The organism is Paenibacillus sp. FSL H8-0537 (assembly GCF_038051995.1).
Classification (GTDB): Bacteria; Bacillota; Bacilli; order Paenibacillales; family Paenibacillaceae; genus Pristimantibacillus.
On the sequence record NZ_CP150290.1, the window covers coordinates 5,556,918 to 5,572,500 of the forward strand.

A 15,583-nucleotide genomic window follows, 5' to 3' on the forward strand; every position below is an offset into this window, starting at 1 on the left:
TATTAATCTATAAGTATAGGGACATTCCCGGCACAATGCGAATCCAGAAAAACTGTATTCATACAGTTTGCAGCATTCCATATTGTTCTGGCCGCGATTTAGGTTTATCCTTCAAATAACGGATTAAGACTCGTGAACATAATCCCCCACTTCCAAGCTGCGCCAGCGCTTGAGAAATCTTTTGGAGGCATGGACGATGAATGCACTTAACGCTTTATTTCGCAAAAGAGTAGGACTCGCGGAAAGCGAAGCTATCCCTTTCGATCGCTTAGCCGATGTACTCGAGAGAACGGCAAAAGCCGTGCCTTTTGAAAATTTTAATATCATTAGCAAGACCGCCGCTGTCATTACTAAAGAATATATCGTTCAAAAAATATTGAGGGATCAAGAAGGCGGGCTTTGCTATGAAATAAACGCGCTTCTTTACCTTTTTTTAATCGAAAATGGCTTTAACGCTGTTCTAACGCGTGGGGTTGTCTACAATCATGATACAAAAGCGTATTTCACGCTGGGAAGAACGCATTTAACGATTCTGCTCACTCACGAAGGGCAAATCTATCTGCTGGATTCGGGCTTTGGAGGAAATTTGCCCTTAAAGCCTGTTCCTTTATCAGGCGAAACGGTAACGTCGAGCAATGGACAATTTCGCATTAAAAAAGAAGACAGCGAGCATGGAGACTACCTTTTTGAGATGAAGCTCATGCATAAGGATAGCGATTGGAAAATCGGCTACGCCTTCGATTCTCAAAAGCAGCTGACCGACCTAACGGAATGCAATGCCATTCGCAAAATCGTATTCGAGCATCCGGAATCCCGATTTAATAAGCATCCGTTGATTACACAAATAACTGATGGTGGGAGCGTAACTTTAACAAATACATCCCTTACGGTATGGAAGGATGGCGTCTTAACAAAAGAGCAAATCGATATGGGGAGTTACGAAAGGCTGCTGAAGCAGCATTTTGGAATGTAGAATATAAGCTGCGCGAGTTTGAGCGCGATGGAATCGTGCTGCGCCAGGTGTATCCATTGAGAAGAAATGATTTATTGTTCATTTGAAATATACAAGCTATAATAACAGCATAAAGGTCGTGAAGAACACGCCGCTTCCACATATTGAACATCCTGATCGAGTAATTAGGGTGTCAATGTGCGGAAGCGGCTTTTGTTTTTAATGCGGTGTTATGGGTTACAAGTAGACAAATCTAATCAATTGCAGAAGGAGGAGAAGCACAATGTCACGCTTTGAGCAGCAATATCATGAATGGATGCAGAACAATCTTATTAATGAAAAGAATCCTCGCAGGCTGGAGCTCCTTCATAAAGGACTCGGCCATGGAACGGAAGAATTCCTTAGGTCCGTGTGGTTTCCCGCCGTCGGTCATTTTAACCACCTGCTGCCTGAGTGGGAGGTGCGTGATTTCAGTAATGGCTACCGTTATCTGGATCTTGCCTATATGCCTCCAGGCGGAGCAAAGGGCGGGATAGAAATCCAAGGGTATGGCCCTCATGCCAGAGATCTTGATGTAAGGCGCTTTAAGGATTTATGTCGACGCCATTGCTTATTGTCACTAGATGGATGGACATTTCTCCCCATTGCCTATCCTTCAATCGTCGACGAGCCAAAGCAGTGTCAGCAGCTCGTTCTAGCATTTATCGGAAAATTTATTGCATCTGACGTATCTTACTCATTATCCTGGCTTGAAGCTGAAACCGTTCGGTTTGCCCGCCGCCTTTTGCGTCCAATATCCCCCTTGGAACTCACGAGCCATCTTAGGGTAAGTGACCGACAGGCCAGACGTATATTGCATGAACTAGTTGAGCTTCAAATAATAGAAATAGCGAGCGGGCAACTGCGCGCCCGTACCTATAGACTTCGATATGAATTACAAAATAACTAGGAAGCAATATCATCTTGACTTGGCGGACTCAGGAGGCGTTAATTATTACAATCGACGGTTTATTAGGGTGCCTGCGGACTCAGATGACGTTAATAGATGCAAGATACCTGCATTGACTTGATTATTAAGGCAATAACGGCTTTCCTGTCCGCTTGCGCGCTCAAATGATCAAAATCGCTGAAATAGCGCCTCTACAGTCCTCGAACACATTTCAGAGTGACACATTAACAAAAAATTGATCCACCCCTTGAGTATATTACGCAGCTGCGCATCGCCGAAGCGAAAATCTGCTTTTGGAAACCTATCTATCCATTCAGGAAATCCCCCGAATAAGCACACAAACAAGCGTCAGTACAGCAAGTATCTCTACTTGTACCGACGCTCGTTTTTTCACTCCACTATTTCATCAACACGCTGCATTCTAGACTCAATCTAAACAATCCCACAACCTACGTGCCCGCTCGGCATACAGCAGCGACTCACGCCAGCGGTCGCTTAACTCAACCATTGTCCCCTCACCTGTGTCCTCAACTGTAACGCGGGTCATCGCATAAGGAGGTGGTCCCAGCTCGCAGACGAATGGAAAGCTGTCCTCTGGCTGCGAACGCAGAAGCCAATGCTCCATCCCCTTGCGCCACCAGCGTTCAAAATGCGGCAGCATCGCCTTGGCCTCTTCATACTCCATGCCAATCTGAATTTGCTCCCCGTTTGATACGCGGGCATGAATACTGCTCGTATGCACGAGCAGCTGCTGGAGCAGCTCCTCGGCCTCAGGCCGAATACTCCGCATTTCTCCAGCCAGCACATAATGGGAAAAATCGATCGTCAGATCCAGCTGCTCCAAATTTCGCACATAGCGGGCAGTCCGTATTAAATCCTGTGTAATCGTTCCCCGATGAGTCTCGACATAAACCGGAATACCCGCTTGGCGGGACAGCTCCTTAATCGCTCCAAGCAAGCTCTCGGCTTCTGTTCCTGTTACGAATGGCGTCATAACCTGTGCATTAATGAAAGGAATGCCGCCGAAGCGTACCGCTTTTTCCAAAAAGGCTGCCATATCCGCTGCGCTTGCAGGATACGCATTGACACTCAGCTCAAGCTGATGCTGCGCCAGCTGTTCCTTCCACTCCGCTTCATGCTTCGGCTGAGGAATAAAGCCATTAATACCATCAAATCCTGCGACCGCGATCTGCTTTATTTTTTCCGCTGTCGTATCGGCAGCAAAATCAGGCACCTGCTCCATGCCCCACCAGGACATATGAACGCTGAGCTTACGGTCAATGCGGGTAATTGGCTTCATATTCAATGCCGCATGGCCCCCCGTCTGGATTGTTCTCAAGTTCTATGACACTGCCGTCTGCACGAAACAGCGGGTGGTAAAAATGGCTAATATGCGTCGCAGATTCATTGGCATAATGGCAGATAAAGGCGCGCCGGAATCGATCCTTCGTTTTGTTGCGGTAAGAGCCATGAATGAGATTGCCGTTAAAAAACAACGTATCTCCCCGCTCCATTCGCGCCGGAACCGGCTTATTGTCTTTCGGCGGCTTGACGAAATGCTTCGTAAACGACTCCGTCACATCCGCCTCCTCCGGACAGGACAGTTCATAATCATGCGTCTTTGGCACAACCAGCATCCCTCCATTTTCCTCATCGGCCGCATCAATGGCAGTCCATGCTGCAATGCAATTGCCCGGCTCCACCTTCAAATAAAAATTGTCCTGATGCAGCGCCTGTCCCCGCGAGCCCGGCGGCTTGTAGTAGAACATGCTTTGCGCGGCGATCGGCTCCTCTTCATATAAATCTCTCAGCACATTGAGCACAGGCTCGTGCAGCATGTAACGCTTCGCCGTTTCATTAATACGATGAGGATGCATGACCCGAGGATAACGCTTGAGCGGATCATTCGTCTCCGCACTCAAATCAGGCTCAAAATAACCGGGAATAATCTGCTGGCTAATCCCTTCAAAGGTCGAATCGATTTCGGCGAGATCTTGCTCGCTGAATAAATTTTTAACGATTACATATCCGTCGCGACGATACTGCTCCATTTGTTCAGCTGTTAAAGTTAGGGCACTTGATGTCATACGTTTTCGCTCCTTTTTCATATAGCGGCACTTTGTCGTGCCTGATATTTAAGGTTTAATTTGTGTGGCTTGATAAATCAAGTATAGTGCGAATCCCCTGTGGGTAGGAATGAACAATCATACTGAAAACTACATCAATACTGCTATATCAAAAATAACAGCGTGTAAGAACCCCTTCTTTTTTCGGGTTACTTACGCTCAAACAGCTAGTTTTCAGATCAATAGCCAAGACGGCAGCAATAAGGTAGACTAATTGTATTCTGCAAGTCCGTCATGAGAAGGGTGGCGCTGCCATGAAACGAAATGATTTGGACAATCACCAGGGCAAGGCCGCTACCGAGCAGTCCGTTATTTTTGCTGGCCATTTTACGGAAAATGATCTTTACCATACGGTGCGGCCACACGGCAGAAGCGACTGGCTGATGTTTTATACGCTGCAGGGTGAAGGCTACGCTCAGAGCGGCGATTCACACAAGCGCTGCCTGCCGGGTGAGCTGACGCTTATTCGGCCAGGCTGCATGCATGAATATGGCACGGCGGCGGGCAAAACGTGGCAGTTTGTCTGGGTTCATTTTCCCGATGTAATGGCTGAAACTGGGCTGCTTCCCAACTCTGATCTGATCTCGCAATTGATTCGTCAGCCCTCAGCGGGCAAACGAATTTATCGGGCTTTTCGACGGATATTGACCGACTCGCTGGCGAGCAGCCTGTATAGTGAATCGTTGTGTGAAAACTCGCTGCGCGAAATTTTGCTGCTGCTTGCCCAGCAGATTAACAGCAAAGCGGATGCCCGCATTGAAGAAGCGATGCATTTGCTCGCCGTTCACATGACTCAGCCGCTTTCTATTGGGGAGCTGGCTCATACGATCGGACTTTCCTCATCCAGATTATCCCATTTATTCAAGATTTCAACGGGGTATTCCATCATTGATATGCACAACCGGATGCGTATTCGCCAAGCTGCCCTGCTGCTGGAGCATACGAAACGGAGCGCTTCTGAAATCGCTTTTGACGTAGGTTATCAAAACTATAACCACTTTGCGGTGCAATTTAGCAAGGTTTATGGCCTTTCCCCCCGCTCTTACCGCAGCTGGAAACAAACGGCTGATGGTTTGGCACAACAATAAGTGGAAACAAAACGGACAGAGATGGTAAAATAGGAACAGGGAAGGAGGTCAACTATGACCACGGAAAACGAAGTAAGCGAAGAGGAACAACAAAGCGAGAACCCACAAGAACAAGAAGCGAAACAAATTATTTTGGCGGTATATACTCACACGCTCCAAATGCTTCAAGCCGAGTTTGAAGCCTATCAGGTTGAGGGACAGATTACTAACAATCCCAACTACGGGCCCCTGTTTGCCTACCGCTTGAAAGAGGCGGATAGCGATAAGGAGTATGCTTGCGGCTTCTTTATTAATGAATTGCTTGAGAAGCATAAGGATGCTGAGAGGGCAAGCCAGTGGCTCGCTTCCTTCTATATCGATATGATTGATAGCGGTGTCAGCAAGCCGCTTCAGACACCTCCACAGTCCGAAGACGAAGCCAAGAAGCTGATCGATGAATATATCGTGCCGCATTGCGCTAAGTCGGTTCGGGAAGAATTTAGTCCTGAGCAGGTTTATGTAGATTTGGACATGAATGAGCAAATTGGGCCGGTTATCGAAGCCGGATTCCCTGCAATTACGGAAGGCAACAATGTATGTGCGATGCCTTTCGCCTACTTGCTCACGCTTCATTTAATGAATCGCGATCCAGCAGATCCGCTCGTTCATGGCCTGTACAAAATCCGTGCAGAGAACGGTTTGGAATAACAATTGACAATCGGCTCTGCCGACAATTATACTGTACATAAAAATAGTACAGTTCATCGTTCTTTTTTGGCATGGTTTGCCGAATGCTGAACGCAACAGATCTGCAAAGAGGAGTGTCATTTTTGTCTAATTCCGAAAGTTCATTCAGCACGGTTATCCGCGAGCGCCGTTCGGTTCGCAAATACGATCGGGCTTTTAAAATGACGCAGGAAGAAATTCAAGCTATTATTGCTGATGCGGTTCTTGCACCGTCTGGAAGCAATCTTCAGCCTTGGCGTTTTCTAGTCATTACCGATCAGGAAACGAAGCAAAAGCTGCTTCCTATTGCTTTTAACCAAGAGCAGGTTGTGACTTCGTCTGCTGTCATTGCCGTTATGGCCGATTTGGAGTTTTATAAACATGCCGAGCGCATTTATGAAAAATCGATTGAAGCTGGTTATATGACCCGCGAAGCAGCAGATAAGCTCAGAACGAATATGACGGGCTTCTACGCGAGTGCTCCTGCTGAACGCCTGCTCTCCTCTGTGCTCGTTGACGGCGGACTTGTGTCGATGCAGCTGATGCTGGCTGCGCGTGCCAAAGGCTTCGATACCGTACCAATGGCTGGTTACAATGTAGCGCAATTCCGCGAGCTCATGAATGTGCCTGAAAACTATACGAATGTCATGCTGATTGCCCTTGGCAAAGCTTCAGAGGCTGGTCATCCGACTACCCGTCTGGATGTTAATGACGTTACGTTCTGGAATCATTTCTAAACGAACCAACATAAGACCGTTTTCCACTGGAGCTGCCTAGCGATGCCTCCTTTGGAAAATGGTCTTTTTTCAAAGGAAACGATTTTCTAATCCGAGAGGAGCTAAATGGAACATGGAATTTACTAAACTTGGACGAACAGGCCTGGAAGTATCCCGGCTTGTGCTTGGCTGCATGACCTATGGGGCTCCTGATCGTGGAACGCATCCATGGTCGCTAGGCAAGGATACGAGCAGGACGTATATTAAGCAGGCGCTTGAGCTCGGTTTTAATTTTTTTGATACGGCAAACGTTTATTCTGATGGGACAAGCGAAGAAATCGTCGGCCGGGCGTTAAAAGATTTCGCGAGCCGCGACGACGTCGTCATCGCAACCAAGGTTCACGGCCGCATGCGCCCCGGCGCTAATGGTGCAGGCCTCTCGCGTAAAGCGATTATGGCGGAGGTTGATCACAGCTTACAGCGGCTCGGCACTGACTACATTGATTTGTATCAAATTCATCGCTTTGACAATGGTACGCCGATTGAAGAAACGATGGAAGCGCTCCACGACGTTGTAAAAGCCGGAAAAGCCCGCTATATCGGTGCGTCCTCCATGTATGCCTGGCAGTTTATGAAAATGCAGCAGGCTGCGGAGCGGAACGGCTGGACCCGCTTCGTCTCGATGCAAAACTATGTAAACCTGCTTTACCGCGAAGAAGAACGGGAGATGCTACCCCTTTGCAAATCGGACGGCATCGGTGTCATTCCTTGGAGTCCGCTTGCCCGCGGCCGCCTGACCCGGGATTGGGAGCAAGAAAGCGAACGCTCAAAGACAGATGAGTTCGGTAAAACCTTGTATGCCCAAATGGCGGAAGCCGATCGAAAAATCGCCCTTAAAGTAGCTGATATCGCTGAAAAACGTGAAATCCCTAGAGCGCAGGTCGCGCTTGCCTGGGTGCTGCAAAAAGACTCGATTACCGCGCCAATCGTCGGTGCAACGAAGCCCCATCATTTGACGGATGCTGTAGCCGCCTTGGATGTTAAATTAACAGCCGAGGAAATCGCCACTTTGGAGGAGCCTTACGTTCCCCATCCCGTTATGGGCGGTCTAGGCTAACGTCTGTTTAGAGCATGGTATTAGCTGCTTCAAACATGGTCTTATAGCCAATTAACTTCTATGCAAAAATAGCCCAGCAAATGCCGCCTGATGCGGGCAGTATGGCACTCCAACACGCCATCTTGCTCCGCATCAGGCGGCATTTCTGAGCTAAAGGGATAAGAGCTGCAAGCCGATAATCTCTAGCGAAATATCGTAACCGTAGCTCTCGATCAAAGATGAAGCTGCTTGCATTAAGCCAGTGCCTCCTTGACGAACTCGGACAACAACTTTTGTTCTTTATTAGAAAGATTCTGGATCATATTTACGAACTCCGATACCAGCTCCGTAATCTCTTTGCCTAGCTCCTCTTGAACGGTTTGGATGACCGTACCCAAAACCGTTCCAACAAATACGAGCAGCCCGGAATGGTCATTCGGCGTTTTATTAACAAGCAGGTGAATGACACTCTCCGACTTGCCTCCAAGCTTCTTCAAATAGGCTAGCAGCAGCCCAATGATGTAGCCGCAAAATTCAATATGGATCGCTTTGCTAGGAATGCCATCCAATATTTTTCTAAGCAGCTCATTGATGTTCAAATGGTTCTTGCCGCTGAGCAATTGCTTAATCGAACTTGCAGTTGCCTCCCAGTCTCCAGGATTAACCAAGTCAGAACGTTCCTGGCGAAAAAGCTCCGCCGCCTTGACTGTTGGCGCAAACACAACCTGTGACCTTCCTGTTTCTTTATCATTAACCTCGTAGCTGCGCGATACAAAACCCAGCTTCTCTATTTCCTTCAGCATGTCATAGGCTGTCCATTTGCTTACGCCTAAAGCTTTCGCTAACGTCTCATAATGTATCGGTAATGAAGTGCGTTGATACAATTCCATCAGCTGGTCCAGAAATTGTAATCGGCGTTTCGTAAGCCCCATAAATCCACCCCTATTTTCAGCCAGCAGCTGGTTGCATCTTGTCTGTCTAGCTTTGGCTGGTTTGCGGCTTAATGTTAACATCCCCTCATCGTTCCGTCAACAAGCGTTCCAAGGCAACAGCTTGCCGTTATTCGGGACATCCTGTTGTCAGAAACGCCCAGAGCGGATAATCGCATAGATCAGCCAAATAAACATAGCCAAGGTAACACCAAAGCCGATTTCTATAACAGGTAGTCCCCAAAACAGCGTTTGGGAGTGGTTTAAGGCAGCACCCACAATTAAGCCAACCATCACTAAACTAAGCGCAAGCAAGACAATACTGAATGACAGCTGGTTGCTGATCCGATCCATTTTTTTCATGAGTGTGTCAAGCTGAGGTGATTCCACTTCCATCCGCAGTTTACCCTTCCGTACGACGAGAGAAAGCTGCTTCAAAGTGACCGGAATGTCGCTGATCAGCTTGAAATAATCTGGTGCTTCTTCCAGCAGCCCTCTCCATATCTCCCTTGGGTCCAATTGCTCTACAAATAGCTTTTTACCGAATGGCTCAGCAATATCAAAAATTTTAATTTCCGGATCAAGCGCAACCGCCACCCCTTCCATCGTAAGCAAGGATTTGCCGAGCAGCGTTAATTCCGATGGAATTCGAATATGATGTCGGTTGGCAACCATAAATAAATCTCCAATAGCTGTTCCAAGACTTATCTGATTGAGCGGCACCTGATAATACTTCTCCCGCATTTCATCCACATCAGCATATAATTTGCTCTGATCCACCTCATCAGGAATAACTCCCATATACGAAATGGCTCGAATGACGCCCTTAGAGCTTTGATTGCGCAGGGCGATTACAAGCGAAGCAAAATGTTTTTTCGTACCGGGAGATAACCGCCCTACCATTCCAAAATCAATTAGCGCCAGTCGGCCGTCAGGAAGCGCCATGACATTGCCAGGATGCGGATCCCCATGGAAGAAGCCATCGACTAGAACCTGATGAAAAATCGCCGTTGCCAGCCGTTCCGCAAGCCGCTTATTATCTAGTCCCATTCGTTTAAGCTGCTGCCTATCCGAAAGCTTCACTCCGTTTACATAGTCTGTCGTCATTACACGCTTCGTACTATATTCCCAATGTACCGAAGGTACAAAAATATACGGCAGCTTCTTGCTATAGGCAATAAATTTCTCTGCACTATGCGCTTCCATTGTATAGTCCATTTCCTGACGGAACGCTTTGCTCAGTTCCTCAACAATCTCAATTAGACGATAGTGCTGGGCAAACTCAAAAGCCCCTTCACCCAATTTAGCCACATCCGCTAAAATATTCAAATCCGTTTCAACCAGCTTTTGAATGCCAGGACGCTGAACCTTAACGACAACCTCTGCTCCATCCCGCAGCGTAGCCCGATGAACTTGGCCAATGGAGGCCGCTGCAATCGGTGTAATGGAAAAGTTCAAAAACAAATTTTCAATCGTATCACCAAGCTCTGCTTCAATAATTTGGGTTACTTCCTCATATGGGAATGCAGGCACATGGTCTTGCAAACGTTCTAATTCAACCAAAATATTTGCCGGAATTAAATCTGGACGCGTGCTTGCAATTTGTCCCAGTTTAACAAAGGTTGGGCCTAATTCCTCCAGCAATGTCCGAATGCGTTCGCCAACGCTTTTAGTTTGAATCTCTTCTTGCTCCGGTTTGCGTATAAACCTCAATCTATCCCTGGCTCCGATACCATCTGATACATATCCCAGCCCGTTTCGTGCTATCGCAGTAACAATTGTTCGATAACGCTGTAACTGCCTAATCCGTTTTCCGTGCTGCAATCGTGTAGCCCCCTGTCAATCCGCGCTTTGCTCTTTCTGCTCAAGTGCATCCAGCCGTTTTTCAAGTCGCTCGATATCCTCGCGGGTAGCTATTTTCCCTTCACTTAAAATAGCTCTTACTCGTTCCTGCGCCATGGCTTCAATCTGCTCACGCAGCTCTTCCCCTTTTTTAACAAGTGTATCGGTTAAAGTTTTGGATTCTTCTTTACTAACCTGCCCTTTCTGCACCAATTCATCAATCGTTTTTTCCACCTGCTCCTTGCCGGTAACAGCGATCCCCATTGCCAGTGACATAGCTTTGCTTATTGTATCTTTCATCTTCAAACAGCTCCTTTGCTTTTATAGGTTATAAAATACACAAAAAACCAAAAAACTATACAAATAAATAGGCAACCTGCTTCACTAGCCTAAATGTTTTGACCACTTATAGTGAAACATTACCAAACAAGTTTTTTGGCTTTTTGTGTCTACAGATTACCACTAAAATAATAAACCGTCAAATGGTTAACAAATCAAACTGCTTCCTTCTAATTTCATAACGAAAAACGCTGATCACATATAATGTGATCAGCGTTTCAACAACTTGCTTATATGCCGGCGAGAGGACTCGAACCTCCACGGTTTCCCTCACGATTTTGAGTCGCGCGCGTCTGCCATTCCGCCACGCCGGCGTTTTAAAGAATAATGGCGTGCCCTAAGAGATTCGAACTCCTGGCCTTTTGATTCGTAGTCAAACGCTCTATCCAGCTGAGCTAAGGGCACAAACTATGAAATTGTGGAGGCGCCACCCAGACTCGAACTGGGGGTAGAGCTTTTGCAGAGCTCTGCCTTACCACTTGGCTATGGCGCCATAAAGATGGAGCGGACGACGAGATTCGAACTCGCGACCCTCGCCTTGGCAAGGCGATGCTCTACCACTGAGCCACGTCCGCAAAAGAATGGCTGGGGATTCAGGGATCGAACCTGAGAATGACGGAGTCAAAGTCCGTTGCCTTACCGCTTGGCTAATCCCCAACAATTAAGTATTTTTTAAATTGAACAATAATGGGGCGATCGAGGGGAATTGAACCCCCGAATGTCGGATCCACAAACCGATGCGTTAACCACTTCGCCACGACCGCCATATTATATTGTTCTGTTTTGATTGGCAGGGGCAGCAGGAATTGAACCCACACCAACGGTTTTGGAGACCGTTGTTCTACCCTTAAACTATGCCCCTAAAAACTGGTGGAGGATGATGGATTCGAACCACCGAACCCGAAGGAACAGATTTACAGTCTGCCGCGTTTAGCCACTTCGCTAATCCTCCATAAGTGGTGCCGTCGAGAGGACTTGAACCCCCAACCTACTGATTACAAGTCAGTTGCTCTACCAGTTGAGCTACAACGGCATGGTACATTCTTTCATTCAACTATCATCTTAATGGTGGCTCGGGACGGAATCGAACCGCCGACACGAGGATTTTCAGTCCTCTGCTCTACCGACTGAGCTACCGAGCCAGATGTTTTAAATGGCGGAGCTGACGAGATTCGAACTCGCGGTCTCCTGCGTGACAGGCAGGCATGTTAGGCCTCTACACCACAGCTCCACATCATATTCTCGGATCATTCCGAAGGTAAAGTTTGGTTGCGGGGGCAGGATTTGAACCTGCGGCCTTCGGGTTATGAGCCCGACGAGCTACCGGGCTGCTCCACCCCGCGTCATCGTAAAAGCAATATGGTGGAGGCTGAGGGGATCGAACCCCCGACCCTCTGCTTGTAAGGCAGATGCTCTCCCAGCTGAGCTAAGCCTCCATGTTGTTTAAGCGACTTTTATATCTTAACACTTTTTTAATCTTTTTGCAAGTTCTTTTTAAAAGTTTTTTGGTGACCCGTAGGGGACTCGAACCCCTGTTACCTCCGTGAAAGGGAGGTGTCTTAACCACTTGACCAACGGGCCATCTTAAAATTCAACCAACATACTTTAAGTAAGTATGGCAGAGAGGAAGGGATTCGAACCCTCGAGACCCGGTTAGAGCCTACACGATTTCCAATCGTGCTCCTTCGACCACTCGGACACCTCTCTATAATGGCTCCCCGAACAGGACTCGAACCTGTGACAACTCGATTAACAGTCGAGTGCTCTACCAACTGAGCTATCAGGGAATATAAAGCGTAACATACAAGGTATTGCTACCTTGAAAACTGGATGCGAAAGACAAAGTCTGAAACTTTAGCGTGTTGTTAGGATAAGCCCTCGACCGATTAGTATTCGTCAGCTGCACGCATTGCTGCGCTTCCACCCCGAACCTATCAACCTCGTCGTCTTCAAGGGGTCTTACTAAATTGGGAAATCTCATCTTGAGGGGGGCTTCGCGCTTAGATGCTTTCAGCGCTTATCCCGTCCGTACTTGGCTACCCAGCGGTGCTCCTGGCGGAACAACTGGTACACCAGCGGTACGTCCATCCCGGTCCTCTCGTACTAAGGACAGCTCCTCTCAAATTTCCTGCGCCCGCGACAGATAGGGACCGAACTGTCTCACGACGTTCTGAACCCAGCTCGCGTACCGCTTTAATGGGCGAACAGCCCAACCCTTGGGACCTACTTCAGCCCCAGGATGCGATGAGCCGACATCGAGGTGCCAAACCTCCCCGTCGATGTGGACTCTTGGGGGAGATAAGCCTGTTATCCCCAGGGTAGCTTTTATCCGTTGAGCGATGGCCCTTCCATTCGGTACCACCGGATCACTAAGCCCGACTTTCGTCCCTGCTCGACTTGTAGGTCTCGCAGTCAAGCTCCCTTATGCCTTTGCACTCTCCGAATGATTTCCAACCATTCTGAGGGAACCTTTGGGCGCCTCCGTTACATTTTAGGAGGCGACCGCCCCAGTCAAACTGTCCACCTGACACGGTCCCCGAACCAGTTTCATGGTCCTAGGTTAGAACTCCGATACGATCAGGGTGGTATCCCAACGTCGCCTTCACACAAGCTGGCGCTCATGCTTCAATGGCTCCCACCTATCCTGTACAGATCGTACCAAAGTTCAATATCAAGTTACAGTAAAGCTCCATGGGGTCTTTCCGTCTTGTCGCGGGTAACCTGCATCTTCACAGGTATTAAAATTTCACCGGATCTCTCGTTGAGACAGCGCCCAAGTCGTTACGCCATTCGTGCGGGTCAGAATTTACCTGACAAGGAATTTCGCTACCTTAGGACCGTTATAGTTACGGCCGCCGTTTACTGGGGCTTCGGTTCACAGCTTCGGATTGCTCCTAACCGCTCCCCTTAACCTTCCAGCACCGGGCAGGCGTCAGCCCGTATACTTCGCCTTACGGCTTCGCACAGACCTGTGTTTTTGCTAAACAGTCGCTTGGGCCTTTTCACTGCGACCCCCTCGGGCTATTCACCCTACCGAGGTACCCCTTCTCCCGAAGTTACGGGGTCATTTTGCCGAGTTCCTTAACGAGAGTTCTTCCGCGCGCCTTAGCATGCTCTGCTCGCCTACCTGTGTCGGTTTGCGGTACGGGCACCTTCACCTGGCTAGAGACTTTTCTCGGCAGCCGGAGTGCATGACCTTCGCTACTATAATTTTCGCTCCCCATCACAGCCCAGCCTTCACGATGAGCGGATTTGCCTACTCATCAGCCTCACTGCTTGGACGGACTATTCCATCAGTCCGCGTCACTGCCCTTCTGCGTCATCCCATTGCTCATAACGGTTTACGGTGGTACAGGAATTTGAACCTGTTGTCCTTCCACTACGCCTTTCGGCCTCGCGTTAGGTCCCGACTTACCCTGAGTGGACGAGCCTTCCTCAGGAACCCTTAGGCTTTCGGCGGACAAGATTCTCACTTGTCTTTTCGTTACTCATACCGGCATTCTCACTTGAATACAGTCCAGCACTCCTTACGGTATACCTTCAACCTATATTCAACGCTCCCCTACCCAAGTACCATACGGTACATGTCATAGCTTCGGTGGTGTGTTTAGCCCCGTTACATTTTCGGCGCAGAGTCACTCGACCAGTGAGCTATTACGCACTCTTTAAATGGTGGCTGCTTCTAAGCCAACATCCTGGTTGTCTTTGCAACTCCACATCCTTTCCCACTTAACACACACTTGGGGACCTTAGCTGATGATCTGGGCTGTTTCCCTCTTGACAATGGATCTTAGCACTCACTGTCTGACTCCCGAGAAGCACGTCTATGGCATTCGGAGTTTGACTAGACTTGGTAACCCTTGGCGGGCCCCGCACCCAATCAGTGCTCTACCTCCACGACGTTCATACCTCGAGGCTAGCCCTAAAGCTATTTCGGGGAGAACCAGCTATCTCCGAGTTCGATTGGAATTTCTCCGCTACCCCCACCTCATCCCCGCACTTTTCAACGTGCGTGGGTTCGGGCCTCCAGTGCGTGTTACCGCACCTTCACCCTGGACAGGGGTAGATCACACGGTTTCGGGTCTACGACCACGTACTTATTCGCCCTATTCAGACTCGCTTTCGCTGCGGCTCCGTCTTCCCGACTTAACCTTGCACGTGAACGTAACTCGCCGGTTCATTCTACAAAAGGCACGCCATCACCCATGAATAGGGCTCTGACTTTTTGTAAGCGCACGGTTTCAGGTTCTTTTTCACTCCGCTTCCGCGGTGCTTTTCACCTTTCCCTCACGGTACTGCTTCACTATCGGTCACTAGGGAGTATTTAGCCTTGGCAGATGGTCCTGCCGGATTCCGACGGGGTTTCTCGTGTCCCGCCGTACTCAGGATCCGTCTCGGAGAGTGTGTGCTTTTGGCTACAGGGCTTTTACCTCTTATAGCGGGCCTTTCCAGACCTCTTCGCCTAACACACACCTTTGTAACTCCATGTGAGACGTCCTACAACCCCAAGGAGCAAGCTCCTTGGTTTGGGCTAATCCGCGTTCGCTCGCCGCTACTGACGGAATCACTTTTGTTTTCTCTTCCTCAGGGTACTTAGATGTTTCAGTTCCCCTGGTATGCCTCACTCTGACCTATGTATTCAGTCAGAAGTAACTGTCCATTACGACAGCTGGGTTTCCCCATTCGGAAATCCCCGGATCAAAGCCTGCTTACGGCTCCCCGAGGCAGTATCGTTGTTCGCCACGTCCTTCTTCGGCTCCTAGTGCCTAGGCATCCTCCGTGCGCTCTTATTAGCTTAACCATTTGCTACAGCATGCTCGATTAGCCGGCCGTTGTCCGTT

11 protein-coding genes, 16 tRNA genes and 1 rRNA gene are annotated in these 15,583 nt (G+C 48.6%); 6 read left to right on the plus strand and 22 right to left on the minus strand.

Annotation, left to right across the window (positions count from 1 at the left end; genetic code table 11):
* Positions 1 to 196: 196 nt before the first annotated feature.
* Positions 197 to 973, plus strand: a complete 777-nt coding sequence (locus tag MHB80_RS23500; protein ID WP_341279259.1) for an arylamine N-acetyltransferase — start codon at positions 197 to 199, stop codon at positions 971 to 973.
* Between the two features lie 262 nt (positions 974 to 1,235).
* A complete protein-coding gene (locus tag MHB80_RS23505; protein ID WP_341279260.1) occupies positions 1,236 to 1,901 on the plus strand; it encodes a transcriptional regulator in 666 nt (221 codons plus the stop codon).
* A 427-nt stretch (positions 1,902 to 2,328) separates the two neighbouring features.
* Here the strand turns inward: MHB80_RS23505 and MHB80_RS23510 are convergent, their stop codons facing one another.
* Positions 2,329 to 3,201, minus strand: coding sequence for a sugar phosphate isomerase/epimerase (locus MHB80_RS23510; RefSeq protein ID WP_341283059.1), 873 nt, complete (start codon positions 3,199 to 3,201; stop codon positions 2,329 to 2,331).
* On the minus strand, positions 3,179 to 3,988 hold the full coding sequence (locus MHB80_RS23515; RefSeq protein WP_341279261.1) for a phytanoyl-CoA dioxygenase family protein: 810 nt from the start codon (positions 3,986 to 3,988) through the stop codon (positions 3,179 to 3,181). Before MHB80_RS23515 ends, MHB80_RS23510 begins: the two co-directional genes overlap by 23 nt.
* Before the next feature lie 293 nt (positions 3,989 to 4,281).
* Between MHB80_RS23515 and MHB80_RS23520 the strand changes: the two genes are divergently transcribed.
* The 4 genes from MHB80_RS23520 to MHB80_RS23535 all read left to right on the plus strand — a co-directional run bounded on the left by MHB80_RS23520 (position 4,282) and on the right by MHB80_RS23535 (position 7,653).
* Complete coding sequence (locus MHB80_RS23520) at positions 4,282 to 5,115, plus strand: helix-turn-helix domain-containing protein (RefSeq protein WP_341279262.1); 834 nt, start codon at positions 4,282 to 4,284, stop codon at positions 5,113 to 5,115.
* Between the two features lie 54 nt (positions 5,116 to 5,169).
* Positions 5,170 to 5,802 (plus strand): hypothetical protein, encoded by a 633-nt coding sequence (locus MHB80_RS23525; RefSeq protein WP_341279263.1) that lies wholly within the window; start codon positions 5,170 to 5,172, stop codon positions 5,800 to 5,802.
* A 122-nt stretch (positions 5,803 to 5,924) separates the two neighbouring features.
* On the plus strand, positions 5,925 to 6,557 hold the full coding sequence (locus tag MHB80_RS23530; RefSeq protein ID WP_341279264.1) for a nitroreductase family protein: 633 nt from the start codon (positions 5,925 to 5,927) through the stop codon (positions 6,555 to 6,557).
* A gap of 112 nt (positions 6,558 to 6,669) precedes the next feature.
* A complete protein-coding gene (locus tag MHB80_RS23535; protein WP_341279265.1) occupies positions 6,670 to 7,653 on the plus strand; it encodes an aldo/keto reductase in 984 nt (327 codons plus the stop codon).
* A 233-nt stretch (positions 7,654 to 7,886) separates the two neighbouring features.
* Here the strand turns inward: MHB80_RS23535 and MHB80_RS23540 are convergent, their stop codons facing one another.
* The 20 genes from MHB80_RS23540 to MHB80_RS23635 all read right to left on the minus strand — a co-directional run bounded on the left by MHB80_RS23540 (position 7,887) and on the right by MHB80_RS23635 (position 15,543).
* The gene (locus tag MHB80_RS23540; protein ID WP_341279266.1) at positions 7,887 to 8,564 is read right to left on the minus strand and encodes a MarR family transcriptional regulator; all 678 of its coding nucleotides are present in this window, start codon (positions 8,562 to 8,564) and stop codon (positions 7,887 to 7,889) included.
* 147 nt (positions 8,565 to 8,711) lie between these two features.
* Positions 8,712 to 10,385, minus strand: coding sequence for an AarF/ABC1/UbiB kinase family protein (locus tag MHB80_RS23545; RefSeq protein WP_341279267.1), 1,674 nt, complete (start codon positions 10,383 to 10,385; stop codon positions 8,712 to 8,714).
* A gap of 15 nt (positions 10,386 to 10,400) precedes the next feature.
* Positions 10,401 to 10,703 (minus strand): hypothetical protein, encoded by a 303-nt coding sequence (locus MHB80_RS23550; RefSeq protein ID WP_341279268.1) that lies wholly within the window; start codon positions 10,701 to 10,703, stop codon positions 10,401 to 10,403.
* Positions 10,704 to 10,977: 274 nt separating this feature from the next.
* Positions 10,978 to 11,056 (minus strand) — tRNA-Leu (locus MHB80_RS23555).
* Between the two features lie 14 nt (positions 11,057 to 11,070).
* A tRNA-Arg gene (locus MHB80_RS23560) sits at positions 11,071 to 11,147 on the minus strand.
* A 14-nt stretch (positions 11,148 to 11,161) separates the two neighbouring features.
* A tRNA-Cys gene (locus MHB80_RS23565) sits at positions 11,162 to 11,235 on the minus strand.
* Positions 11,236 to 11,242: 7 nt separating this feature from the next.
* Positions 11,243 to 11,317 (minus strand) — tRNA-Gly (locus tag MHB80_RS23570).
* 7 nt (positions 11,318 to 11,324) lie between these two features.
* Positions 11,325 to 11,399 (minus strand) — tRNA-Gln (locus MHB80_RS23575).
* A 31-nt stretch (positions 11,400 to 11,430) separates the two neighbouring features.
* Positions 11,431 to 11,506, minus strand: a tRNA-His gene (locus MHB80_RS23580).
* 24 nt (positions 11,507 to 11,530) lie between these two features.
* Positions 11,531 to 11,604, minus strand: a tRNA-Trp gene (locus MHB80_RS23585).
* A gap of 6 nt (positions 11,605 to 11,610) precedes the next feature.
* Positions 11,611 to 11,694, minus strand: a tRNA-Tyr gene (locus MHB80_RS23590).
* A gap of 5 nt (positions 11,695 to 11,699) precedes the next feature.
* Positions 11,700 to 11,775: transfer RNA gene (locus tag MHB80_RS23595), tRNA-Thr, on the minus strand.
* Positions 11,776 to 11,808: 33 nt separating this feature from the next.
* Positions 11,809 to 11,884, minus strand: a tRNA-Phe gene (locus MHB80_RS23600).
* A gap of 12 nt (positions 11,885 to 11,896) precedes the next feature.
* Positions 11,897 to 11,973, minus strand: a tRNA-Asp gene (locus MHB80_RS23605).
* A 35-nt stretch (positions 11,974 to 12,008) separates the two neighbouring features.
* Positions 12,009 to 12,085, minus strand: a tRNA-Met gene (locus tag MHB80_RS23610).
* A 17-nt stretch (positions 12,086 to 12,102) separates the two neighbouring features.
* Positions 12,103 to 12,178: transfer RNA gene (locus MHB80_RS23615), tRNA-Val, on the minus strand.
* A gap of 70 nt (positions 12,179 to 12,248) precedes the next feature.
* Positions 12,249 to 12,323 (minus strand) — tRNA-Glu (locus MHB80_RS23620).
* A 35-nt stretch (positions 12,324 to 12,358) separates the two neighbouring features.
* A tRNA-Ser gene (locus MHB80_RS23625) sits at positions 12,359 to 12,449 on the minus strand.
* 4 nt (positions 12,450 to 12,453) lie between these two features.
* A tRNA-Asn gene (locus tag MHB80_RS23630) sits at positions 12,454 to 12,529 on the minus strand.
* Positions 12,530 to 12,608: 79 nt separating this feature from the next.
* Positions 12,609 to 15,543, minus strand: a 23S ribosomal RNA gene (locus tag MHB80_RS23635).
* Between the last annotated feature and the right edge of the window lie 40 nt (positions 15,544 to 15,583).

Coding starts and splice junctions, on each gene's coding strand:
- MHB80_RS23505 (WP_341279260.1), top strand. CDS start 1,236: ATGTCACGCTTTGAGCAGCAATATCATGAATGGATGCAGAACAATCTT.
- MHB80_RS23550 (WP_341279268.1), bottom strand. CDS start 10,703: ATGAAAGATACAATAAGCAAAGCTATGTCACTGGCAATGGGGATCGCT.
- MHB80_RS23540 (WP_341279266.1), bottom strand. CDS start 8,564: ATGGGGCTTACGAAACGCCGATTACAATTTCTGGACCAGCTGATGGAA.
- MHB80_RS23525 (WP_341279263.1), top strand. CDS start 5,170: ATGACCACGGAAAACGAAGTAAGCGAAGAGGAACAACAAAGCGAGAAC.
- MHB80_RS23500 (WP_341279259.1), top strand. CDS start 197: ATGAATGCACTTAACGCTTTATTTCGCAAAAGAGTAGGACTCGCGGAA.
- MHB80_RS23515 (WP_341279261.1), bottom strand. CDS start 3,988: ATGACATCAAGTGCCCTAACTTTAACAGCTGAACAAATGGAGCAGTAT.
- MHB80_RS23520 (WP_341279262.1), top strand. CDS start 4,282: ATGAAACGAAATGATTTGGACAATCACCAGGGCAAGGCCGCTACCGAG.
- MHB80_RS23510 (WP_341283059.1), bottom strand. CDS start 3,201: ATGAAGCCAATTACCCGCATTGACCGTAAGCTCAGCGTTCATATGTCC.
- MHB80_RS23535 (WP_341279265.1), top strand. CDS start 6,670: ATGGAATTTACTAAACTTGGACGAACAGGCCTGGAAGTATCCCGGCTT.